Source organism: Roseateles sp. (assembly GCF_052436255.1).
Taxonomy (GTDB): Bacteria; Pseudomonadota; Gammaproteobacteria; order Burkholderiales; family Burkholderiaceae_C; genus Pelomonas.
On sequence record NZ_JBQVNP010000040.1, the window covers coordinates 1 to 24,419 of the forward strand.

The 24,419-nt window shown below is 70.8% G+C and carries 12 protein-coding genes; all 12 read left to right on the forward strand.

The window, feature by feature from the left end:
- A partial coding sequence (locus ACT6S0_RS11545; protein WP_444763995.1) for a beta-galactosidase small subunit occupies nt 1-827 on the forward strand: 827 nt, incomplete at its 5' end.
- Nucleotides 828-923: 96 nt separating this feature from the next.
- A complete protein-coding gene (locus ACT6S0_RS11550) occupies nt 924-3,746 on the forward strand; it encodes a dockerin (RefSeq protein WP_444763996.1) in 2,823 nt (940 codons plus the stop codon).
- A gap of 213 nt (nt 3,747-3,959) precedes the next feature.
- Nucleotides 3,960-5,861 carry a beta-L-arabinofuranosidase domain-containing protein gene (locus ACT6S0_RS11555; RefSeq protein WP_444763997.1) on the forward strand — a complete coding sequence of 634 codons (1,902 nt, stop codon included), beginning with the start codon at nt 3,960-3,962 and terminating at the stop codon, nt 5,859-5,861.
- Nucleotides 5,858-7,789 carry a glycoside hydrolase family 97 protein gene (locus ACT6S0_RS11560; RefSeq protein WP_444763998.1) on the forward strand — a complete coding sequence of 644 codons (1,932 nt, stop codon included), beginning with the start codon at nt 5,858-5,860 and terminating at the stop codon, nt 7,787-7,789. Before ACT6S0_RS11555 ends, ACT6S0_RS11560 begins: the two co-directional genes overlap by 4 nt.
- A gap of 252 nt (nt 7,790-8,041) precedes the next feature.
- Complete coding sequence (locus tag ACT6S0_RS11565) at nt 8,042-10,198, forward strand: WD40/YVTN/BNR-like repeat-containing protein (protein WP_444763999.1); 2,157 nt, start codon at nt 8,042-8,044, stop codon at nt 10,196-10,198.
- Nucleotides 10,199-10,211: 13 nt separating this feature from the next.
- Complete coding sequence (locus ACT6S0_RS11570) at nt 10,212-11,636, forward strand: hypothetical protein (RefSeq protein WP_444764000.1); 1,425 nt, start codon at nt 10,212-10,214, stop codon at nt 11,634-11,636.
- A gap of 12 nt (nt 11,637-11,648) precedes the next feature.
- Complete coding sequence (locus tag ACT6S0_RS11575) at nt 11,649-13,229, forward strand: GH39 family glycosyl hydrolase (protein ID WP_444764001.1); 1,581 nt, start codon at nt 11,649-11,651, stop codon at nt 13,227-13,229.
- Between the two features lie 7 nt (nt 13,230-13,236).
- Entirely contained in the window at nt 13,237-15,870 is a 2,634-nt protein-coding gene (locus ACT6S0_RS11580; RefSeq protein WP_444764002.1) for a glycoside hydrolase family 3 C-terminal domain-containing protein, read from the forward strand.
- On the forward strand, nt 15,867-18,815 hold the full coding sequence (locus ACT6S0_RS11585) for a TIM-barrel domain-containing protein (RefSeq protein ID WP_444764003.1): 2,949 nt from the start codon (nt 15,867-15,869) through the stop codon (nt 18,813-18,815). The genes ACT6S0_RS11580 and ACT6S0_RS11585 overlap by 4 nt, the downstream gene beginning before the upstream one ends.
- Complete coding sequence (locus ACT6S0_RS11590; RefSeq protein WP_444764004.1) at nt 18,812-20,770, forward strand: sialate O-acetylesterase; 1,959 nt, start codon at nt 18,812-18,814, stop codon at nt 20,768-20,770. The genes ACT6S0_RS11585 and ACT6S0_RS11590 overlap by 4 nt, the downstream gene beginning before the upstream one ends.
- An 11-nt stretch (nt 20,771-20,781) precedes the next feature.
- Nucleotides 20,782-23,139: a hypothetical protein gene (locus ACT6S0_RS11595; RefSeq protein WP_444764005.1), complete on the forward strand. Its 2,358-nt coding sequence runs from the start codon at nt 20,782-20,784 to the stop codon at nt 23,137-23,139.
- Between the two features lie 45 nt (nt 23,140-23,184).
- On the forward strand, nt 23,185-24,396 hold the full coding sequence (locus tag ACT6S0_RS11600; protein ID WP_444764006.1) for a glycoside hydrolase family 27 protein: 1,212 nt from the start codon (nt 23,185-23,187) through the stop codon (nt 24,394-24,396).
- Nucleotides 24,397-24,419: the final 23 nt, after the last annotated feature.

Consider the following 24,419-nt stretch of genomic DNA (forward strand, 5'->3'; position numbering starts at 1 on the left):
GCGCAGCCGGCCATGAGGCCGTACTCGACGACGCCAGCGGCCAGCTCGTCTCCTACCGCGTGGCCGGCCGCGAGCTGCTGGCCGGGCCGCTGCACCTCAACTTCTGGCGCCCGCCGACCGACAACGACCGCGGCAGCGACATGCCCCGCGTCACCGCCCCCTGGCGCGAGGCCGGCCCGCAGGCCCGCGTCACCGCGCGCAGCGAGCACCACGACGGCGGCGCGCATGTCGTCAGCTACGAGCTGTCGGTGCCGGTCGGGCAAACCACCGCCACGCTCGCCTATCGCTTCGCGGGCGATGGTCGCGTGCGCGTGGACCTGGCGCTGCGCCCCGCCGGCGACAAGCTGCCACCCATCCCGCGCGTGGGCCTGAGCGCCGCGCTGACGAAGGAGCTGCGCCAGTGGACCTGGTTCGGCCGGGGCCCCGAGGAGAACTATCGAGACCGCGCAGACGGCTATCCGCTGGGCGTGTGGTCCGGCGACGTCGCGCGGTTGTGGTTCCCGTACTCAGAACCGCAGGAAACGGCCAACCGCACCGGCGTTCGCTGGGCGCGCTTCGTCGACACGGCCGGCCACGGCCTGCAAGTGCGCAGTGCCGACGCGCAGACGCTGGAGGTCGGCGCCTACCCCTTCGCCCAAGGCGACCTGGAGCACCGCCGCCACCCGGCCGACATCCCGCGGCGCGACTTCGTCACCGTCCACATCGCCCATGCGCAGATGGGCGTCGGCGGCGAGAACTCCTGGGGCGCCTGGCCGGCCTTGCGCCACCAGCTGCACGCCGACCGCGCCTACCGCTTCGCCTTCGAGATCACCCCTGCGACGCCATGAAGCTGCTTTCGAGCCAAGCCCTGGGCCGCGCATCCATAACGCTCCAACCCGGCGGAGACAACCGGACGAGTACCTTCCTCGCTGAAAGGTAAAACCATGAGACTGCTTCTATCCACTTTGGTGCTGGCGCTGGCTGCCAGCACGGGCGCCGCGGCGCAGGCCCAGGCCTGCGGCAGCGGCGGCGGCAGCACCGTCTGCCTGAGCGCCGGTGGCAGCGCCGCCAACGTCCAGCTGAGCTGGACCGCCAGCGGCAATGTGCGCGCTTTCGAGATCTACCGCGATACCGACAGCAACCCCGTCGGCCGCACCCGCATCGCCACGGTCGACAAGGCAGCGCGAAGCTTTGCCGACACCTCCGCCGCCAGTGGCACGCCCTACTGGTACTGGGTCAGGTTCACGACCGATGCCGGCAGCTACAACTCCGGCGCGGCCACCGCCACGCGCGGTGCTGCCAGTTGCACGCCCACGCCGGTGACGCCCTGGGTCAATGCCGGCAGCGGCTGGGCGCAGACGTCCTCCGTGACTGTCAAGACCGGCGGCTCAGCCATCCTCGGCCCGCAGGCCGCCAACGGCGGGCAGTGGAGCTGGAACGGCTGCGGCACCGCTGGCGCCTCGCGCGAGCAGACCGTCCAGCCCACCACCGCCTGCACCGCCACGGCCACCTACACCAACGCCTGCGGCGCCAAGAGCCAGCAGAGCTTCACGGTCCAGGTGGGCGGCTGGAGCAATGTGAAGTGGGGCGGCGGCGGCTACGTGACCGGCCTGATCTTCCACCCGCATACGCAGAACCTGCTGTATGCGCGCACCGACATCGGCGGCGCCTACCGCTGGGAGGCATCCACCTCGTCGTGGACGCCCATCACCGACGGCTTCAGTGCCTCCGAAAGCTTCCACCAGGGCGCCGAGAGCATTGCCCTCGACCCCAACAACGACCAGCTCGTCTACATGGTCACCGGCCTGTACAGCTCGGCCGATGCAACCGCCCGGCTCTACATCTCCGCCAACCGCGGCGCCAGCTGGACCTCGGTCAACCTGCCCTTTTCCGCCGGCGCCAACAACCGCGGCCGTGCCATCGGCGAGCGGCTGATGGTGGACCCCAACAAGCCGTCCATCCTGTTCTACGGCTCGCGCACGGCCGGCCTGTGGAAGAGCGCCGACTCGGGCCGCAGCTGGGCCCAGGTGACGTCGTTGTCGCCGACCAGGATGACCGCCGAGCAGCTCACCGCCGCGGGAGGCAGCGCCGCCGGTGTCGGCGTTGTCGTCTACGACACCGGCACCCGGGGCAGCGGCAGCGCCACGCAGACGATCTATGCGGCCATCGCGCCGGATTACGTCAACGTCGCCGGCCTGAGCTCCAACCTCTACCGGTCCACCAACGGCGGTGCCTCTTGGACGCCGGTCGCCACACCGGTGACGGGTTACCACATCCCGCACATGGTGCGCGCCGCCGACGGCATGTTCTATGTGGCCTTCACGCAGGGCATGGGCCCCGGCGCCAACGGCCCCGGTCGCCTCTACAAGTTCGACGGCACGACCTGGACGCTGCTCAAGAGCGTGGACCCAACGCAATGGACCAGCTTCGGCTTCGGCGGCCTCTCCGTGCACGGCACGGGTGCCAGCACGCGCATTGCGCTGGGCGTCACCAACTCCTGGGGCAACTACAACGGCCAGCAAGTCGTACAGCTGTCCAACAACGCCGGCAACACCTGGCAGGAGATTGCCGCCGTCATGCCGCACACGCCGGCGAACGACGGCTTCTCGGGCTGGATCGACGATGTCGAGATCGACCCCTTCAACCGCGACCGCGTGCTGCATGTGCATGGCGGCGGCATCTGGGAGACACGCAACGCGTCCTCGACGACGCCGAGCTGGACCGAACGCGTCGACGGCCTTGAAGAGACCGCCACGCTGGGCCTGGGCACGCCGCCGCCCGGCGCACCCTACACACTGATCAACAGTTCGGGGGACATCGGCACCTGGGTGCACACCGACCTCACGACCAAGCCCACGATGACCACCGGCGGCGACCGCATCAATGGCAACTCGGCCGATATGGCTTGGTCCGATCCGCAGTACATCGCGGCCGTGAGCTTCTCGCACGCAACCAACCTCGGGCGGGGTCATTGGTCAGGCGACGGCGGCAAGACCTGGGCGGCGTTCGCCACGCTGCCCGCAGGCGCTGCAGCCAATGCCGGGGGCGAGGCCAACATCGCCGTCACCGCCCGCAACCGGGCCATCTGGGCGCCTGGCAACTCGGTGCCGTCGTACACGCTGAACAACGGCGCGAGCTGGACGGCAACCAACCTGCCGGCCCTGCCCAACGTCAACATCCCGCGCAGCTACCGGCTCGTCGCCGACCGCGTCAACCCCAACAAGGTCTATGCCTACGACTCTGGCGGCGCCTGGTGGGGCGGCACCTCGGGCCGTGTCTATGTGTCGACCGACGGCGGCCAGACCTTCACGCTGAGCCAGGGCTCGGTCGCGGCCAACCTGCGCGCCAATCCGTTCAGCGCGACATGGCTCGCCGTGAACCCGTATGCCGAAGGCCACCTCTGGCTGGCGGACGGCAACGCCATCTACCGCTCCATGGATTCCGGCGCGACCTGGACCAAGCTCAGCCAGTTCGCCTCCCTCTGGGGCAGCCGCCAGACCTGGCAGTGGCCCGAGGTGCAGGGCGCCAGCGCCGTGGCCCTGGGCAAGCCGGCGCCCGGCGCGAGCTACTCGGCCGCCGTCTACGTGGTGGGGGCGATCAACGGCGTGTGGGGCGTCTGGCGCTCCGACGACGGCGGCGCCAACTGGACCCGCATCAACGACGACGCCAGCCAGTTCGGCGGCATCGGCCAGATCGCCGCAGACCACAAGGTCTACGGGCGCGTCTACGTCAGCGGCAACGGCCGCGGAATTCTCTACAGCCATTGACGACACCGTGACCCGGCGGTACGTCCGCCGCGAACCGCGCCCTGCCAGCCTCGCCGCTGCAGGGCGCATGCCTTGAAAGGGCCCGCCGCGAGCAGCAGCCAGTGCCGCCTCTCGCGGGATCGCAGCGGCGACCACGAGGTCTCGCTCGACGCCCAGCCCATGGCCCCCACGCCACGAAAGCAGAACATCTTGACCCCAGCTTCACCGCCGTGCTTGCCGGACTCCGACTGGAGTCGTCGCTCTTTCCTGCGCGCCGCCGCCCTGACCTCGGGCGCTGCCGGTCTGAACGCTGCGCAGGCCGCCCCCCGCCGCGGGGCTACCGGCGCACGCAAGACCCAGGCCTTTGCACTGTCACGCGTTCGCCTGCTGGCTGGCCCGTTCGAGGATGCCCGGGCGCTCGACGCGCGCTACCTGCTGTCGCTCAACGTCGACCGCCTGCTGCACGGCTTTCGCCGCAACGCCGGCCTGCCGCCGCGGTCGACGCGCTACACGGGCTGGGAGTCCGGCGATCTGTGCCCCGGCCACACGCTCGGCCACTACCTGAGCGCCTGCTCCATGATGTGGGCGTCCACCGGCCACACGGCATTCCGGCGCCGCGTGGCCTTCATCGTCGACGAGCTGCATGCCTGCCAGCAGGCCAGCGGCAGCGGCCTGGTCTGCGCCTTTGCCGACGGCGACACCCAGTTGCGCAACGTCATCGCAGGCCGCCCCGTCACCGGGGTGCCCTGGTACACGATGCACAAGATCCTGGTGGGGCTGCTCGACGCCCATGTGCATGCCGGCCACCCGCGCGCCCTGCCCGTGTTGACGCGCCTGGCGGACTGGATGGTCGACGCCACCCAGGGCATCGGCGAGCAGCGCTTCCAGGACATGCTCGGCGTCGAGTTCGGCGGCATGAACGAGGCGATGGCCGACGTGCATGCCCTCACCGGCGACCCACGCCACCTGCGGCTGGCCGAGCGCTTCAACCACCGCGTGCTTCTCGACGCGCTGGCGGCGAGCCGGGACACGCTCGACGGGCTGCACTCCAACACGCAGATCCCCAAGGTGATCGGATTCCAGCGCCTGGCCGACGCGACCGGCGACGAGCGCGCCGGCCGGGCGGCCCGCTACTTCTGGGGCACCGTGGTGCATCGCCGCTCGTTCGCCACCGGCGGCAACGGCGAGGCCGAGCACTTCTTTGCGCCTGCCGAGGCGCGCAAGCACCTCGGTTCGGCCAAGACGATGGAGACCTGCTGCACGCACAACATGCTGCGCCTGACGCGCGCGCTGTTCACCGAGGCGCCGTCCGCCGACTATGCGGACTACTACGAGCGCGCCCTGTTCAACGGCATCCTGGCCTCGCAGGACCCCGACTCGGGCATGGTCACCTACTTCCAGGCCCTGCGCCCCGGCTACCCCAAGCTCTACGGCACCGCCGAACGGTCGTTCTGGTGCTGCACCGGCACCGGCATGGAGAACTTCGCCAAGCTGGGCGATTCGATCTACTTCCACGACGCCGACGGCCTCTACGTCAACCTGTTCGTCCCGTCCACGCTGGACTGGTCCGAGCAGCGGGTCCGCGTGCGCCAGACCACGCGATTTCCCGACGAAGCCACCACGCGGCTGGCCCTGGAGGCCGGCGCCCCGACGCGGTTCACGCTGCGGCTGCGCCACCCGGGCTGGTGTGGCGCGATGACCGTGAGCCTGAACGGCCAGCCGCTGGCCACCAGCCGCGAGCCGGGCCGCTACGTGGAGTTCGACCGCACCTGGCAGCCGGGCGACGTCGTCGACGTGGTCCTGCCGATGCAATTGCACCTGCAGGCCCTGCCGGGCGCGCCTGACGTGGCCGCCGTGATGTACGGCCCACTGGTGCTCGCGGCGCGCATGGGCACTGCCGGCATGACGCCGGGCGCCGACCTCGTCGCCAGCGAGTTCGCCTACGGTTGGGCGCTCCAGCAGGACGACGTGCCACTGCCCACGCTGGCACTGCAGGGGCGCACGCTGGACGAGGTCGTCCGGCCGGCCGGTGCGGCGCTCAACTTCCGCACCGCCACGTCCGGCCGGGAGATTGCGCTCGCGCCTTTCCACCGCATCCACCACGAGCGCTACAGCCTCTACTGGAACCTGGCATGACCTTCTCCCGACACCCCCTGCCCCTGCTCGCCGGCGCCCTGCTGGCGCTCACCGGCCTGCATGCCCTGGCCGCCGAGGCCTTGATCACGTCGCCCGACGGTCGCACCACGCTGCGCATCGCCGAGGACGGCAGCCGCTTCAGCATCACACGCCGTGGCGAGACCGTCATCGCCAGCTCGCCGCTGGGCCTCGAACTCGACGGCCAGCCCGCCCTCGGCACGCTGAAGCTGGAGTCACGCCATGACCTGGCGGAGGACCGCATCATCCCGCTGGTGGCCACCAAGGCCGCCACGGCCCGCGACCACTACCACGGCGCCACGCTGAGCTTCCGAGAGGCTGGCGGCCCGCGCCGCCGCCTGCTGATCGACACCCGCGCCTATGACGACGGCGTCGCCTTCCGCTATCGCATCGAGGGCACCGGGGCGGTCAGGCTGCGCGGCGAGCAGACGGCCTTCGTGCCGGCGGGCGACCCGTCCTGCCTGGTCACGCCCGTCGAGGGCGCACACGAGCGGCCCTTCGAGCGCCTGCGCATCTCGCAGCTGAAGACCGATGCGGCCTACGACGTGCCGGTCGTCTGCGCCACGCCCTCGGGCCGCACCCATTACGCCATCACCCAGGCCCACCTGGAGGGCTACACCGGCGCGTCCCTGCGCCGCGACGGCCAGGCGCTGCGCCTGCAGCTGTCCGGCGTGCCGAATCGCCCCGGGCCGGCCTATGTCTCGGCCGACGGCCTGCGCACCGCCTGGCGTGCCGTGATGCTGGCCGACCGCGCCGGCCAGCTCATCGAGTCCCATCTCGTCGGCAACCTCAACCCCGCGCCGACCGGTGACTTCGGCTGGGTCAGGCCCGGCAAGACGTCCTGGGACTGGTGGTCAGGCCCGCTGGAAGGCATCAAGCCCGACATGGCCGCCTACCAGCGCTTCATCGACTTCGCCGCGGAATCCGGCTTCCCCTATCACCTGATCGACGCCGGCTGGGCCCATCGCTCCAACCCCCAGGCCTGGGTGGCGCTGCCCGAGACCGACATCACCCGCCCTGCGGACGGCCTCGACATGCCGGCCCTCGTCCGCCATGCCGCCGACAAGGGCGTGGGCCTGCTGCTGTGGGTGCACTGGCAGCACCTGGACGCGCGCATCGACGAGGTGCTGGACACCTATGCGCGCTGGGGCATCAAGGGCATCAAGGTCGACTTCATGAACCGCGACGACCAGGACATGGTCGCCTTCTACCAGCGCGTCGCGGCGGCCACCGCCCAGCGCAAGATGCTGCTCAACCTGCACGGCGCCTTCGTGCCGGCGGGGCTGCAGCGCACCTTCCCGAACTACATCACGCAGGAGGGCGTGCTCGGCGCCGAGTGGAACAAGATGGACCGGCGCGTCACCCCGCGCCACAACCTCCACCTGCCGTACACGCGCATGCTGGCCGGGCCCCTGGACTACACGCCCGGGGGCTTTCGCAACGCCACGCCCGCCAGCTTCGAGGTCAGCGCCGTCATGCCGCAGACACAGACCACGCGCGGCCAGGCCCTGGCCATGTACGTCGTCTACGACAGCCCGCTGCAGATGGTGTCGGACGACCCTTCCAACTACCGCGGCGAGCCGGGCCTGGACTTCATCAAGCGCGTGCCCACGGCCTGGGACGAGACGCGCTTCCTCGCTGGCGAGCCCGGCGAGCACATCGTGCTGGCGCGGCGACAGGGCAAGACCTGGTACCTCGGTGCGATGACGGGCGACCAGGCCCGCACCGAACAGGTCTCGCTGGCCTTCCTGCCCGCGGGCAAGTGGCGGGCCACGATCTGGCAGGACGGCGAGGTCGTGCGCGAGGTGCGCCGCAGCGAGCGCACCGTGACCGGCCAGGACCAGCTGACGCTGGCGCTGGCCGCGGCCGGCGGTGCCGCCGTTGTGCTGGAACCCCTGGCCAGCCCCTGATCCACACCGCCGTGCCCTGCCACCGCACATCAAACGACTTCCTTCATGAACAAGAGCAGTAGACAGATCCTCGCCCTTTCCCTTCTGGCGGCCGGCCTCGTGGCGGGTTGTGGCGGCGGTGGCGGCAACGCAAGCGGTGACGCGCCCTCCTTAGGAAGCAATCCCGCGCCGGTTCCTGCACCGCCTCCGGCTCCGGCCCCGGCCCCGGCTCCGGCCCCGGCGCCAACTCCGGCCACCGCCAGCTGGCAGAGCGTGAAGTTCGGCGGCGGCGGCTACGTCACCGGTCTGGTCTATCACCCGACAACGGCCAACCTGCTGTACGCCCGCACCGACATCGGCGGCGCCTACCGCTGGCACCCGGCCACGTCCTCCTGGACGCCCATCACTGACGGCCTGGGCTTCGGCGCGGCCGAGAGTCGCCACCACGGCATCGAGAGCATCGCGGTCGACCCGAACGACGACCAGCTCGTCTACATGGCCACCGGCATGTACACCTTCGAGGGCAACGGGCGCCTCTACATCTCCGGCAACCGCGGCGACAGCTGGACCCACGTGCCCCTGCCCTTCCCGCTCGGCGGCAACAACGCCGGCCGGGCCATGGGCGAGCGCCTGGTGGTGGACCCCAACAAGCCATCCACGCTGTTCATCGGCTCGCGCACTGCCGGCCTGTGGAAAAGCACGGACTCCGGCCAGACCTGGGCCCAGCTCACCTCGCTGTCAAGCGCCAGGATGAACGCGGACCAGATCAGCGCCGCCAGGGGCGGCATGGGCGTCAGCGTGGTCGTCTACGACACCGGCACCAAAGGCAGCGGCTCGGCCACGCAGACGATCTACGCGGCCATCTCGCCCGACTACGTCAGCGTCGCCGGCCTGCAGTCCAATCTCTACAGGTCCACCAACGGCGGCACCTCGTGGGCGCCGGTCACGACGCCGGTCTCGGGCTCTCACATTCCGCACATGGTGCGTGCCGCTGACGGCATGTTCTACGTCGCGTTCACCAAGGACGCCGGGCCCGGCGCCGGCGGGCCCGGGCGGCTCTACAAGTTCGACGGCAGCAGCTGGACCTTGCTGAAGAGCGTCGATCCGACGCAATGGACCAACCCCGGCCTGGGCGGCCTGTCGGTCTACGGCAGCGGCGCGACCACGCGCATCGCGCTCGGCGTGAGCAACACCTGGGGCAACTACACCGGCCAGCAGATCGTGCAGCTTTCCAACGACGCCGGCCTGACCTGGCGTGAGATTGCGGCGGCAATGCCCGGCGAGATCGCGCCGGGCTGGGTGGACGACGTCGAAATCGACCCGTCCAACCCCGACCACATCCTGCACGTGCATGGCGGCGGCGTCGTCGAGACCAAGAACGCCTCGTCGGCAACGCCCAGCTGGGCCGGCAGCAACGAAGGCATCGAGGAAATCGCGGTGCAGTCCGTCGTGACGCCGCCGGCCGGCGCGCCCTACCTGCTGGTCAACAGCGCCGGAGACGTCGGCGCCTGGGTCCACACGGACGTCACGCAGACGCCCACGCTGAACCCCGGCACCGGCTGGAGCAACGGCAACGCGGCCGACCTGGCGTGGTCCGATCCGAACTACATCGTCGGCAGCGGAGTCCTGAACTCGACCAAGACCGCCGTCGGCTACTGGTCCGGGGACGGCGGCAAGACATGGGCGCGCTTGGCCAGCCTGCCCGCTGGCGCCAGCGAGAACACCGGCAGCCAGGCCAGCATCGCGGTCACGGCGCGCAATCACGCGGTCTGGGCGCCGGCCAACTCGGTGCCTTCCTACACGACGAACAACGGCGCGAGCTGGACGCCGACCAACCTGCCTGCGCTGGCGGTCGTCGGCAGCGGCTGGGGCCGCGGCTACCGCCTGGTGGCTGACCGCAAGAACCCGAACAAGGTCTATGCCTACGACTCCGGCGGCGCGACCTGGAGCCGCACCCCGGGCAAGGTCTATGTCTCGACCGACGGCGGCCGCAGCTTCGCGCTGAGCGCCGGATCGGTGTCTGCCAACCTGGCCCCCGACGCCTGGTGGACGACCTCGATGGCGGTCAACCCGCATGCGGAGGGCGACCTGTGGCTGGCCGACGGCAACGCCCTCTACCACTCGGTGGACGCCGGCGCCAGCTGGACCAAGCTGACGCAGTTCGCTGCCGCCGACGGCGTCTCCGGCGCCAGCCTGGTCGCGCTCGGCAAGGCCAAGGCAGGTGCCAGCTACTCGGCCGCGGTCTATGTGGTGGGCACCGTCAACGGCGTCTGGGGCGTCTACCGCTCGGACGACGGCGGCGCCCGCTGGACCCGCTTCAACGACGACGCCCACCAGTTCGGTGGCATCGGCGTGATGGCGGCCGACCACAGCGTCTATGGTCGTATCTACGTCAGCGGCACCGGCCGCGGGTTGCTGTACAGCAATTGAAGAGAGCAAGACGATGGCCTTCAACGACAAGCTTCCCGACGCGCCCGGGCGCCGCAGCTTCGTGCGCACCGTGGCCAGCGCCGGCCTGGCTGCAGTGGCCGCCAGGCCGGCTGCTGCCGCCCCTGCCGCCACAACGGCCGCTGCGTCGACGCCTCCCGAGCCCGGCCTGCCCTTCCACGCCTGGGCGCCCGCACCGCCCATGGGCTGGAACAGCTGGGACGCCTTCGGCGCCAGCGTCACCGAGGCCGAATACCTGGACAACGCGCGCATCCTCGCCGAGCGCTTCCTGCCCTTCGGCTACGACACCGCCACCGTCGACATCCAGTGGTACGAGCCCGGCGCCACGTCGTCCTGGTACCGGCCCTTCGCGCCGCTGGTGCTGGACGCCCATGGCCGCCCGCAGCCGGCCCCCAACCGCTTCCCCAGCGCCGCCGGGGGGCGCGGCTTCGCGCCGCTGGCCGCCCAGGTGCACGCCATGGGCCTGCGCTTCGGCGTGCACCTCATGCGCGGCATCCCGCGCCAGGCGGTCGGGCTGGAACTGCCCATCGCCGGCAGCAAGTACCGCTGCCACGAAGTCGCCAACCCGGGCTCGACCTGCGCCTGGAACACCGACATGTGCGGCGTCAAGCCCGAGCACCCGGGCGCCCTCGACTGGTACCGCGCCTGGTTCGCCCAGCTGGCCGAATGGGGCGTGGACTTCGTCAAGGTCGACGACATCGCCGCGCCCCACTACCACGCCAAGGAAGTCGAGCTGATCCGCCGCGCCATCGACGCCAGCGGCCGGCCCATGGTGCTGAGCCTGTCGCCGGGGCCGTCGCACCTGGATCAGTCGGCCCACCTGCAGGCGCATGCCAACCAATGGCGGGTCTGCAACGACTTCTGGGACACCTGGCCCCAGCTGCGCGACAACCTCGTCAACCTCGTCAAGTGGGCGCCCCATGCCCGCCCCGGCGCCTGGCCCGATGCCGACATGCTGCCGGTGGGCAAGATCGGCCTGCGCAACTACGACGGCGAGCCGCCGCAGCTCGGCGAGCGCGACACCCGCTTCACGCGCGACGAGCAGTTGCTGATGCTGACCGCCTGGACCTGCGCGCGCAGCCCGCTGATCCTCGGCAACGACCTGCGGCGGCTCGACGACTGGACGCTGCGCCTGGTCACCAACCCCGAAGTGCTGGCGCTGCTGCGCGTGCCCGGCGCACGCGAGTGGCACAGCACGGCCGAAGGCCACCGCTTCGTCTGCCATGGCGCCCAAGGCACCTGGGCCGCCTGGCTCAACACCGGCGAGACCCCCTGGCCCGTGCAGCTGCCCGGCTGGCTGCCCGACGCCCGCCGCGACTGCTGGGCCCGCGCCGACCTGCCCGCCGGCACCCGCCGATTCACCGTACCGCCCCACGGCGCGCGCCTCGTGCGCTGCAGCCCCACTCCCTCCACGCCCTGACCCCGCATGACCATGACTTCCACACTTCCCCTGCGCCCTCTCGCGGCTGCACTGCTGTCCTTCGCGTTGAGCGCCGCCGCCGTCGCCGCGCCGCCCGCCGCGCGCGCGGTCACGCTGGACCGCGCCGCGGCAGCCAAGCCCATGGACCGCTTCTACGACCTCGCCGTCGGCGCCGACTACCCCGGCACGACGCGCCGGCCCGAGAACATGGCGCAGCTCAAGACCGCCGTCGATGAACTGGGCTTTCGCTACATCCGCTTCCACGACATCTTTCACGACGAGCTCGGCACGGTGAAGAAGGACGGCGACAAGCTCGTCTTCGACTGGACCGCCATCGACAAGCTCTACGACGACCTGCTGGCACGCGGCATCAAGCCCTTCATCGAACTCGGCTTCACACCGAGCGCCATGAAGACCTCGCCGCTGACCATCTTCTACTGGAAGGGCAACACCTCGCACCCGCAGCCCGGCCCGTGGGCTGAGCTGATCGACGCCTTCGTGCCCCACCTGATCCAGCGCTACGGCATCGAGGAGGTGCGCCAATGGCCCTTCGAAGTGTGGAACGAGCCCAATCTGAAGGACTTCTGGGAGAACGCCGACCAGAAGGCCTACTTCGATCTCTATGTGAACACCGCGCGCACCATCAAGCGGATCGACCCGACGCTGAAGGTGGGCGGCCCCTCCACGGCCGGCGCGGCCTGGGTGCCCGAGTTCCTGGCCTATGCGAAGGCCAACAACGTTCCCGTCGACTTCGTCACCACGCACAGCTATGGCGTGACCGAAGGCTTCCTCGACGAGTTCGGCAAGTCCGACCGCATCCTCGCGACCGACCCCAACTCCATCATTGGCGACGTGCGCCGCAACCGCCGGGAGATCGAGGCCTCGCCCTTCCCCGGCATCCCGCTCTACATCACCGAATGGAGCACCAGCTACAACCCGCGCGACAAGGTGCATGACAGCTACGTCAGTGCGCCCTGGATCCTGAACAAGCTGGTCGGCACGCGCGGCTATGCGCAGGCGATGAGCTACTGGGTCTACAGCGACCTGTTCGAGGAGCCCGGCAAGCCCGACCGCGCCTTCCACGGCGGCTTCGGCCTGATGACGCGCGACGGCATCCGCAAGCCGAGCTGGTTCACCTACAAATACCTCAACGCGCTGCGCGGCAACGAGGTGCCGAGCAGCGACGACAAGGTGCTGGCCGCTGCCGACGGCGACAAGGTCGCGGTGCTCGCGTGGGACTGGCAGCACCCCGACCAAGGGCAGAACAGCAACGGCACCTTCTTCGGCAAGCCCGTGCCCAACGGCCCGGCAGCGCCTGTCACGCTCAATCTGCGCAACCTCAAGCCCGGCGCCTACCAGCTGGCGCTGCACCGCACCGGCCACAAGAGCAACGACGCCTACACGGCCTACCTGGAGATGGGCGCGCCCAAGGACCTGGACGCGGCGCAGCTCGCCAAACTGCAGTCGCTGACACGCGACCTGCCGGAGGTCAAGCGCACCGTCAAGGTCGGCAAGGACGGCCTGTTCAAGTACACCGTGCCGATGCGCAGCAACGACATCACGCTGCTCACGCTGCAACTCGTGAAGCGTTGATCCGCCGATGAAGCACCGTCTGACCGGGGCCATCGCCATCGCCTGTTTGCTGGCCACCGGCGCGGTGGCCAGCCCTTCGCTGCAACAGGCCCGCGCCCTTGTCGCGCAGATGACGCTGGCCGAGAAGGCCAGCCAGCTGCAGCACGAGTCGCCGGCCATCGCGCGGCTGGGCATCCCCGCCTATAGCTGGTGGAGCGAGGGCCTGCACGGCGTGGCACGCGCCGACATCGCCACCGTCTTCCCGCAGGCCATCGGTATGGCGGCGACGTGGGACGCGCCGCTGGTGCAGCGCGTCGCCGACGTCATCAGCACCGAGTTCCGGGCCAAGTACCTGAACACGGTGGCGGCTGACGGCTCGTCCGGCATCTACCGTGGCCTGACGGTGTGGTCGCCCAACGTCAACATCTTCCGCGACCCGCGCTGGGGCCGCGGCCAGGAGACCTTCGGCGAGGACCCGCTGCTGACCTCGCGCATGGGCGTGTCCTTCATCCAGGGCCTGCAGGGGCCGGACGCCAACCGGCCGCGCGTGTCGGCCGCCGTCAAGCACCTGGCCGTGCACAGCGGCCCCGAGGCCGACCGCCACAAGGAGGACGTCAAGGTCGCGCCACGCGACCTCGTGGACACCTACCTGCCGGCCTTCCACGCCGCCGTCACCGAAGGCCGGGCCGAGTCGGTCATGTGTGCCTACAACGCGGTGGACGGGGTGCCCGCCTGCGCCAACGAACCGCTGCTGAAACACTACCTGCGCGAGCAGTGGAAGTTCCAGGGCCATGTGGTGTCCGACTGCGGTGCCGTGGCCGACATCCACATGGAGGGGGCGCACAAGCATGTGAAGACACCCGAGGAGGCCGTGGCCCTGGCCGTGCGCGCCGGCACCGACCTGATCTGCGACTTCGGCAGCAACCCGACCGCCCAGTCCGCCACCACCGTGGCCGCCGTGCAAAAGGGCCTGCTCGGCGAAGCCGAGCTGGACCGCGCGCTGCACCGCCTGTTCCACGTGCGCCTGCGCCTGGGGCTGTTCCCTACCCAACGGACCTTCCCCGAAATCAAGGCCACCGACTTCGACACCCCGGCCCACCGCGCGCTCAACCTGGAGGCGGCGCGCCGCTCGCTGGTGCTGCTGAAGAACGACGGCCTGCTGCCGCTGAAGGCGGCACCGAAGCGCATCGCCGTCGTCGGGCCCAACGCCGACAGCGTGGACGCGCTGGTGGGCAACTACAACGGCACGCCGTCCAAGCCCATCACGCTGCTGGCCGGCCTGAAGGCGCGCTACCCCGAGGCCCGCATCGACTTCGTTGAAGGCACGGGCTGGGTGGCGCCGCCGCTGGAAGACCTGCCGGCGGCCAGTTTGTGCGCCGACGCCGCCTGCAGCCGCGCCGGCCTGAAGTTCGAGCGCTTCGGCAACATCCAGCTCGAAGGTGAGGCCACCTCGTCTGAGACGACGGCGCTGGTCCAGTTCAAGTGGGGCTGGCCGGAGCGCTACGACCGCAAGGAGTCGGCCCGCTGGAGTGGCTTCCTGCGCGCCGGCGAGAGCGGCGAGCATGTGCTGCGGCTCAAGGGCAACCACGGCTATCGCATCTGGGTCGATGGCGAGCTGGTGGTGGACCTGTGGGACATCGCCTGGCCCACCTCCAAGCGTGGCGTGACGCTGAAGGCCGGGCAGACCTATGCCGTGCGCATCGAGGCGCAACAGCTCGGCTGGGAAGGCGAGCAACGCCTGCAATGGAGCCGCCCCGGCGCCAGCGACGAGGCGGCGCTGGCCGCCGCGCGCGCGGCCGACCTGGTGGTGTTCGCCAGCGGCCTGACCTGGGAGCTGGAAGGCGAGGAGATGACGGTGCTGGCCCCGGGCTTTGCCGGTGGCGACCGCACCCGCATCGAGCTGCCCGCGCCGCAGCTGGCACTGCTGGAGCGCCTGGCCGCGCTCGACCGCCCGCTGGTGGTGGTGAACTTCAGCGGCAGCCCCATGGCCTTCGGCGACGTGCTGCAGAAGCTGCCCGCCTTGGTGCAGGCCTGGTATCCCGGCGGCGAAGGGGGCCAGGCCGTGGCCGAGCTGCTGGCCGGCGACTTCAGCCCCTCGGGGCGGCTGCCGCTGACCTTCTACCGCTCGGCCGACCAGCTGCCGCCCTTCAAGGACTACGGCATGCAGGGCCGCACCTACCGCTGGTTCAAGGGCCAGGCCGAGTTCCCCTTCGGCCATGGCCTGGGCTATGCGGGCTTCGCCTATGCCCAGCCCCGCCTGGCCCGCAGCCGCGTGGCGGCGGGGCAAGGCGCGACGCTGTCCGTGCTGCTGAAGAACGAAGGCGCCCGTGAAGCGGCCGAGGTGGTGCAGGTCTATGCCACGCGGCCCGGTGCGGCGGCGCCCGAGCGCACGCTGGTGGCGTTCCAGCGCGTCGTGCTGCAGGCCGGCGAATCGCGCCGCATCCGCTTCGAGCTGCCCGCCCACGCGCTGAGCGTGGTGCAGGCCGATGGCCGGCGCGTGGTGCCGGCCGGTCCCGCCGAACTGTGGGTCGGCGGTGGCCAGCCGGTGGCCGCCGTGACGGGCGTGCGCGCCGCCGGTCAAACGCTCAAGCTGCAAGTGACCGGGCGCGCGGAACTGCCGCCGTTCGGTTCGACCATGAAGACTCCGGAGACCCGTGAATGAAACGTCGTGACCTTGTCGGCCTGCTGGCCTGCGTTCCTGCCGGCGCCGCGCTGGCGGCCCCTCAGGCCGGCACGCAAGCCTCGGCCCTGGACGCCGCCGGCCAGCTGCGCGCCCTGCCCCTGGGCGACCCGGCCGACGGCTTCGCCTGGCGGCGTGTGGCCGAGGGCCTGCAGTTCCGCCTGGGCGGGCTGACCAAGAGCGTGCTGTTCTACGGCCCCGGCCTGGTGCGCGTGGCCGCCCACCTGGGCCAGGCGCACACGGTGCAGCCCAGCCTCGTGGTCGTCGCCCGGCCGCAGGCTATGCCCTTTGACGTGCAGGACGCCAACGACCAGCTCACGCTGACCGGCGCCGGCCTGCGCGTGACGGTGGACAAGCGCAGCGGCGCGCTGGCCTTCTTCACCGCCGACGGCCGGCTGCTGACACGCGAGCGCGCCACGGCGCCGACCGAGCTGAAGCGCGTCGAGATCGCCGGCAGCCCGAGCTATGCGCTGACGCAGACCTTCACGCTGACGCCCGACGAATCCCTCTACGGCCTGGGCCAGTATGACGAGCCCTACATGGACTACCGCGGCCGCGACGTGTTGATGGTGCAGACCAACATCGGCATCGTCGTGCCCTTCCTGGTGTCCACGCGGCGCTGGGGCTTGCTGCTGGACGTCTACTCCAAGATGCACTTCAGCGACCGGCCCGAGGGCATGAGCTTCACGGCCGAGAGCGCGCCGGCCGGGGCTGACTACTACCTCAGCAGCGGCGCCGACATGGACGCCGTCATCCGCGGCTACCGCCACCTGACCGGCGCCGCGCCGATGTTCCCCAAGGCCGCCTTCGGCCTGTTCATGAGCAAGGAGCGCTACCAGACGCAGCAGCAGCTGCTGGACGTGGTGCGCCGCTTCCGCGCCGACCACTTTCCGCTCGACTACATCGTGCAGGACTGGCAGTACTGGGGCGGCGAGAAGAATGGCGTCTGGGATGGCAAATGGAGCGGCATGGTCTGGGACGCCGAGCGCCTCCCCGACCCCGCCGGCATGGCGCGCGAGCTGCACGGCAAGCTCAACGTCAAGCTGATGGCCTCGATCTGGCCCGGCGTCGGCAACGACACGGCGCTGGCCCGCGAGCTCGACGCCAAGGGCCTGCGGTTCGAGCCGCTGCATTGGATTTCCAAGAAAGCCCGCATCTACGACGCGTTCAGCGCCGAGGGCCGGCGCATCTACTTCAAGCACACCAAGAAAGGCCTGCTGGACGTGGGCGTCGATGCGCTGTGGATGGACGGCACCGAGGTGGAAGTGGGCGGCGCGGCGCACGACCCGCGCGAGGTCGAGGCGGACATCAAGAAGCTCGGCATGACGGCGCTGGGCGACACGACGCGCTACCTCAACGTCTACAGCCTGGTGACGACCGGTGGCGTCTACGACGGCCAGCGCGCGGCCGGCGTGGCCGGCAAGCGCGTGCTGACGCTGACCCGCTCGGCCTGGGCCGGGCAGCAGCGCTACGCGGCCCTGTCCTGGTCGGGTGACACGACGGCCAGCTGGGCCGCGCTGCGTGCGCAGATTGCCGGCGGCCTGAACGTCGCGATGGCCGGCCAGCCCTACTGGACCCAGGACACCGGCGGCTTCTTCGTCAACCACGCGGGCGGCCAGCACAACCCGACCTGGCGCGAGCTGTATGCGCGCTGGAACCAGTTCGGCATCTTCAGCCCGGTCTACCGCATCCACGGCACCAGCGTCGACCGCGAGCCCTACCTGTTCAAGTCACTGGACCCGCAGGTCTACGCCTCGCTGCTGGGCGCCGCGCAGCTGCGCATGCGGCTGCTGCCCTACCTGTACGGCCTGGCCTGGCGCAGCACCGCCGAGGGCTACACGATGATGCGCGGCCTGGCGATGGACTTCCCCGACCAGCCGGCCCTGCGCAAGATCGACGACACCTACATGTTCGGCCCCGCCTTGCTGGTGCAGCCGATCACGCGGGCGATGTTCCATCCCGAGGCGCCGCCGCCGATCACCGTGCCGGCCACGCAGCTGCGCACGCCCGACGGCCAGCGCGGCCTGGTGATGGAGTATTTCGAGGGCGTCAATTTCGACAAGCCGGCCAGCCGCACCGTCGACACCGTCGTCAACCACCACTGGCCCGATCCGCCTCTGGGCAGCATCCCGCCGGGGCTGAAGAGCCTGAGCGACTTCTCGGTGCGCTGGACCGGCGAGGTCGTCGTCGCGGAGAGCGGCGAGTACGAGCTGGGCGTCGAGGGCGACGACGGCTTCAAGCTGTGGCTGGACGACAAGCTGGTCGTCGACGAGTGGGCCGTCGGCGGTGCCCGCTTCAAGGGCCATGTCATGACGCTGCGCGCAGGCCAGGTCATCAAGCTGCGGGTGGACTTCTTCCAGGCCGGCGGGGGCCGCGTGCTGCGCCTGGCCTGGCGCACACCCGCCCAACGCCGCGAGGCTGCCGAGGCCCAGCGCAGGATCGACCAGCGCCAGGCCACGCTGCTGCCGGCCGGCACGGACTGGTTCGACTTTTGGACCGGCGAGCGTCACAGCGGCGGCCGCCCCGTCGTGCGCGATTACACGCTGGAGCAGTTCCCGCTGTTCGTGCGCGCCGGCTCGGTGCTGCCGCTGGGCCCGGTCGTCGAGTACACGGGCCAGAAGCCCGACGCGCCCTGGGAAGTCCGCATCTACCCCGGCGCCGACGCCGCCTTCACGCTCTACGACGACGACGGCGAGACCTACCGCTACGAGCGCGGCGAGCGCACCACCACCGCGCTGCGCTGGGACGATACCCGCCGCAAGCTGCACATCGGCGCCCGCCAGGGCCGCTATCCGGGCATGGTCGCGCGCCGCGAGCTGACCGTGCGCTTGATGGCCATGCCCGGCCAGGCCGAGCAGACCCGCACCTTCACCTACCAGGGCCAGGCCCTGGACTTGAATTTCGACCCCGCCCCCAGGAACCCATGAGAAGAACGAAGACTTCCCTTCCCCTGCTGCTGGCCTTGCTGGCCGCCTCCGCGCAAGCTGACGTGCGCCTGTCCGAGGTGTTCAGCGACCACATGGTGCTGCAACGTGACCGCCCGCTGAACGTTTGGGGCCACGCCACCCCCGGCCAGACGCTGAGCGTCGAGCTTGGTGGCCGTAGCGGCACTGCCCGCGTCGGCACCGACGGCCGTTGGCGCGTGCAGCTGGCGCCGCTGCCGGCCGGCGGCCCGCACCGCCTGGTGGTCAAGGGCGACAAGACCGCCGTGCTCAACGACATCCTCATCGGCGACGTCTGGCTGCTGGGCGGCCAATCCAACATGGAATGGCCGCTGGCACAGACCGATACCGGCCCGCAGGAAGTCGCCTCGCCGCAGAACGCGCAGCTGCGCCACCTGCGCGTGCCGCACCGCGCCAGCGTCAAGGTCGAGGCCGAGATCGCGCCAGCGCGCTGGGTCGTCGCCGAGCCCGGCCGCGTGGCCGAGTTCAGCGCCGTTGGCTACCACTTCGCCAAGCAGCTGCAGGCCGTGCAGGGCGTGCCCATTGGCCTCATCAACACCGCCTGGGGCGGCTCCATGCTGGAGACCTGGATGAGCCGCGAGGCCGCGCTGGGCGACCCCGACCTCGCCCCCGCCGTCCACGGCCTGCCGGCCGAGAACGCGACCTTTGGTGCCGCCCTGGCCCAGCGCATGCTGCCGCGCATCACAGCCTGGCAGCCGGGCCTGCCGCTGGAAGGCGTGGACGCCGCCGGTTGGTCCGCCGCCAGCGACATCGATGCCAAGTGGCCCACGCTGAAGGCCCCGGGCATGTGGGAAGGCCAGGGCCTTTCCGGCGTCGACGGCGTGGTGTGGCTGCGCAAGCGCGTGGAGCTCAATGCCGCTCAGGCAGCTGGCGCCGCGCAGCTCCACCTGGCCAAAGTGGACGACTGCGACGAGGTGTGGTTGAACGGCCAGAAGGTCGGCGGCCAGTGCGGCTGGGAGCAGTCGCGCCGCTACGCCGTGCCTGCAGGCCTGCTGCGCGCCGGGTCCAACTGGATCGCGGTGCGCGTGACGGACAACGGTGGCGGCGGTGGCATCCACGGCGAAGCCGACGAACTGCGGCTGGACACCGCAGCCGGCAGCGTGCCGCTGGCCGGCGGCTGGCGGGCCCGCGTGGAGAAGGTCGCGCTGGTGGCCGGCCCGGTCGCCAACGACGCGCCGACGCTCGGCCACAACGGCCTCATCGCACCGCTGCAAGGCCTGTCGGTGCGTGGCGTGCTCTGGTATCAGGGCGAGGAGAACTCCGGCCGCGCGGCAGCCTATGCCGACGGCTTCAAGCGCCTGATCCAGGACTGGCGCGGCCATTTCGCCGACGCCAGGCTGCCGTTCTACTTCGTCCAATTGGCGTCCTGGTTCCCGCTGGCCGACAACCGGCCCGACGGCAATGGCTGGGCCGAGCTGCGTGCCAGCCAGGCGGCCGCGCTGGCCCTGCCCCACACCGGCATGGCCACGGCCATCGACGTGGGCGACGCCGTCGACATCCACCCGCGCAACAAGCGCACGGTCGGCCAGCGGCTGGCCGGCCTGGCCCTGCACGACCTGGGCCTGCGCAAGGCGCCGGCGACGGGGCCGCTGTTCACCGGCCACCAAGCCCGCGGTGGCGAGTTCGAACTGCGCTTCGACAACACCGTGGGAGGCCTGCGCACCGCCCGCAGCGGCGAGCCGCTGCGCGGCTTCTACCTCGCTGGCGCCGACCGCCGCTGGCAGCCCGCGCAAGGCCGCATCGACGGCGACCGCATCGTGCTGACCAGCCCCGCCGTGCCCGCGCCCGTGGCGGCGCGCTACGCCTGGGTCAACAACGCCAGCGAGGCCAACGTCGTCGGCGGCGACGGCCTGCCGCTGCCACCGCTGCGCACCGACGACGGGCCGCTGGAATCGGCCGGCCGCCGCTACGGGCGCTGAAGGGCAACGCCATGCGCTTGCCTTCAAGCCCTTCACGCGGCGGCTGGCTGCTGGCAGCAGCCTTGGCCTGGGCCCCTTGTCAGGCCGCTGACCCGGTGCGCCTGGCAGTGAATAGCGTCGCCGCGCTGCGCCAGGCCCTGGACCGCGCGGCGGCGGACCCGCAGGTGCGCCACATCGAGCTGGCCGCCGGCCGCTATGCCCTGGACGCCCCGCTGCTGCTCGACGAGCGCCACGTGGGCAGCCCCGGGGCGCCCCTGGTCATCGCGGCAGCGCCCGGGGCCAGGGTGGTGCTGTCAGGAGCCGTTGCGCTGCCGGCGCTGGACTGGCAGCCCTGGCGCGACGGCATCTGGCGCGCACGCCTGGCCGGCCGCCACTTTCAGCGACTGTGGCTGGGCGACCAGGAACTGACCCGCGCCCGCTATCCCAACCTCGACCCGCAGGCCCGCATGGGTGGCACGGCCGCCGACGCGGTCGCGCCCGGCCGCGTGGCGCGCTGGCAGGCCCCGGCCGGCGGCGTGCTGCACGCCATCCATGGCTATGACTGGGGCGGCGTGCACCTGCTCATCCTCGGCAAGAACGCCGACGGCAGCCTGCAGTTCGGGCCCCAGCTGGCCAACAACCGGGTGGCGCCGCCCAGCGACAAGCGGCGCTGGGTGGACAACATCCTCGAGGAACTCGACGCGCCCGGCGAGTGGTACCAAGACGTGCGCGAAGGCTGGCTGTACTTCAAGCCCGCCTCGGGCCGCCCGCCGGCGCGGGCCTTCCGCGCCAGCGCGGCCGAGGAACTGGTGCGCATCGTGGGCAGCGGCCGGGAGGCGGGCCATGTGCGGCTGCAGCGCCTGGCCTTCGAGGACACCGAGCCCACGTTCCTGAAAGCCACCGAGCCGCTGCTGCGCTCGGACTGGAAGTTCCACCGCGCCGGTGCCGTGACGGTGGAGAACGCCCGCGACGTGGCCATCGAGGACGGTGACTTCCGCGCGCTGGGCGGGCATGCCGTGGTCGTCAGCGGGCGCGCCGAGCGCGTCAGCGTGGCGCGCAACCACATCCGCGACATCGGTGGCACGGCCATCGCCTTCGTCGGCCGCGACAGCGCCGTGCGCTCGCCGCTGCACGAGTACCACGAGCGCCTGGACCTCGCCGCCATCGACCGTCTCCCCGGCCCGCGCAGCGACGACTATCCCAAGGACAGCGAAGCCGTCGACAACCTCATCCACGACATCGGCCACATCGACAAGCAGGCGGCCGGCATCCAGATCGCGATGGCCGCCCGCATCACGGTCGATCACAACACGCTCTACCGCCTGCCGCGCGCGGCCTTCAACATCGGCGACGGCACCTGGGGCGGGCATGTCATCAGCCACAACGACGCCTTCGACACCGTGCTGGAGACCGGCGACCACGGCACGTTCAACAGCTGGGGCCGCGACCGCTGGTGGCACCCCGACCGCGCCGAGATGCAGCGGCGCGTAGCCGCCCATCCGGATCTCGTCACGCTGGACGCGATGGGCCCCATCGTCATCCGTCGCAACCGCCTGCGCTGCGACCACGGCTGGGACGTCGACCTCGATGACGGCGCCAGCAACTACCTGATCGAGCAGAACCTGATGCTGGCCGGCGGACTGAAGCTGCGCGAGGGCTTCCACCGCGTGGTGCGCAACAACATCCTCGTCAACGGCGGCTTCCATCCCCACGTCTGGTTCGCCAACAGCGGCGACGTGTTCGAGGCCAACATCGTCATGCGTGCCCACGCGCCGGTGGAGATTTCGCAATGGGGCCGGCGCGTGGACGGCAATGCCTTCACGCGGGAGGCAGACCTGCGCGAGGCGCAGGCCGGCGGATCGGATGCGCAGTCGCTGGCCGGCGACCCGCGCTTCGCCAACGCGGCGGCGGGTGACTTCACCGTCACCAACACGGCACTGGCGCAGGCCATCGGCTTCCAGAACTTCCCGATGAACGATTTCGGCGTGCGACCGACGCGGCTGCGGGCAATGGCCGCGCAGCCGCGCATCACGGTGCCGGATGCGGCTGGGCCCGCAACCGAGCCTGCGCCGGAGCCGCCGCACACCCTGCCCGTCGGACTCACCGTGAAGTCCGTGCAGACACTGGGCGAGCAGTCTGCAGCCGGCCTGGCGTCACGCCAGGGCGTGCGCGTGCTGGCGGTGGCCGCCGGCTGCCGGGCCGAGGCGGCCGGTCTGCGCGCGGGTGATGTCGTGCTGGGCCGTGGCCGTGATCCGGCCGCCGGCTGGCACCCGCTGAACGACGCCGCCGCCCTGGCCGCGGCTTTGCAGGCCGCCAGCGCCGAAGCCGGCATCGACCTCGTGCTGATGCGCAACCAGTCCCGCCGCCACCTGCGCCTGGGCCTGCGCTGAGAACCTGTTCCACCTTCCCTCGATTTCCCTAGAAGAGAGACCACCATGCAGCATCTTTTCCGCCGCGCCCTGCGCGCCATCGCCCTGGTCGGCGTCATCGCCGCCGCGGTGCCCGCCCAGGCCCACGAGACCCTCAAGCTCGACGCCCCCAAGCCCAATCTCGCGCCCACGCCGCCGATGGGCTGGAACTCGTGGAACAAGTTCAAGTGCGACGTCAGCGAGGACATGATCCGCAAGCAGGCCGACGCCATGGCCGCCTCCGGCATGAAGGACGCCGGCTACCAGTACATCGTCATCGACGACTGCTGGCAGAAGAGCCGCGACGCCGACGGCAACATCCAGGCCGACCCCGAGCGCTTCCCCAGCGGCATCAAGGCGCTGGCCGACTATGTGCACAGCAAGGGCCTGAAGTTCGGCCTGTACTCGGACGCCGGCTCGCTGACCTGCGGCGGCCGTCCCGGCAGCGCCGGCCATGAATTCCAGGATGCCCGCCAGTACGCCAAGTGGGGCGTGGACTACCTGAAGTACGACTGGTGCCACACCGGCACCCGCAATGCCGAGGCCGCCTACACCATCATGGCCAAGGCCCTGCGCGAGTCGGGCCGCGACATCGTGCTGTCCATCTGCGAATGGGGCATCAACCAGCCCGAGCGCTGGGCGCCCAAGGTGGGCCATCTGTGGCGCACCACCGGCGACATCTACGACGCCTGGGAAGGCAAGAAGGACTGGTCCATGGGCATGACCAACATCCTGGACCTGGTGGCCGAGCGCGAGCAGGTCGCCGGCCCCAATGCCTGGGCCGACCCCGACATGCTGGAGATCGGCAACGGCAACATGACGACGACCGAGTACGAGAGCCACTTCTCGCTGTGGGCCATGCTGGCCGCGCCGCTGATCGCCGGCAACGACCTGTCCAGGATGGACGCCGACACGCTGCGCATCCTGACCAACAAGGACGTCATCGCCGTGGACCAGGACCCGCTGGGCAAGCCGGCCCGCCGCACGCTCAAGGAAGGCGACCTGGAGGTCTGGGTGCGCCCGCTGCAGGGCGGCGAGTTCGCGGCCGTGCTGTTCAACCGCGGCAAGACGCCGGCCGACATGAAGCTGGCCTGGGACCGCCTGGGCCTGCCCGCCACGCAGAAGGCCGACGTCAAGGACCTGTGGAGCAAGAAGCTCACCAAAGGCGTCAGCGGCAGCTATGCGGCCAAGGTCGCGCCGCATGGCGTGGTCATGGTGCGCGTCACGCCCCAGCGTTGATGACGAGGCCCAGGCAACCGCAG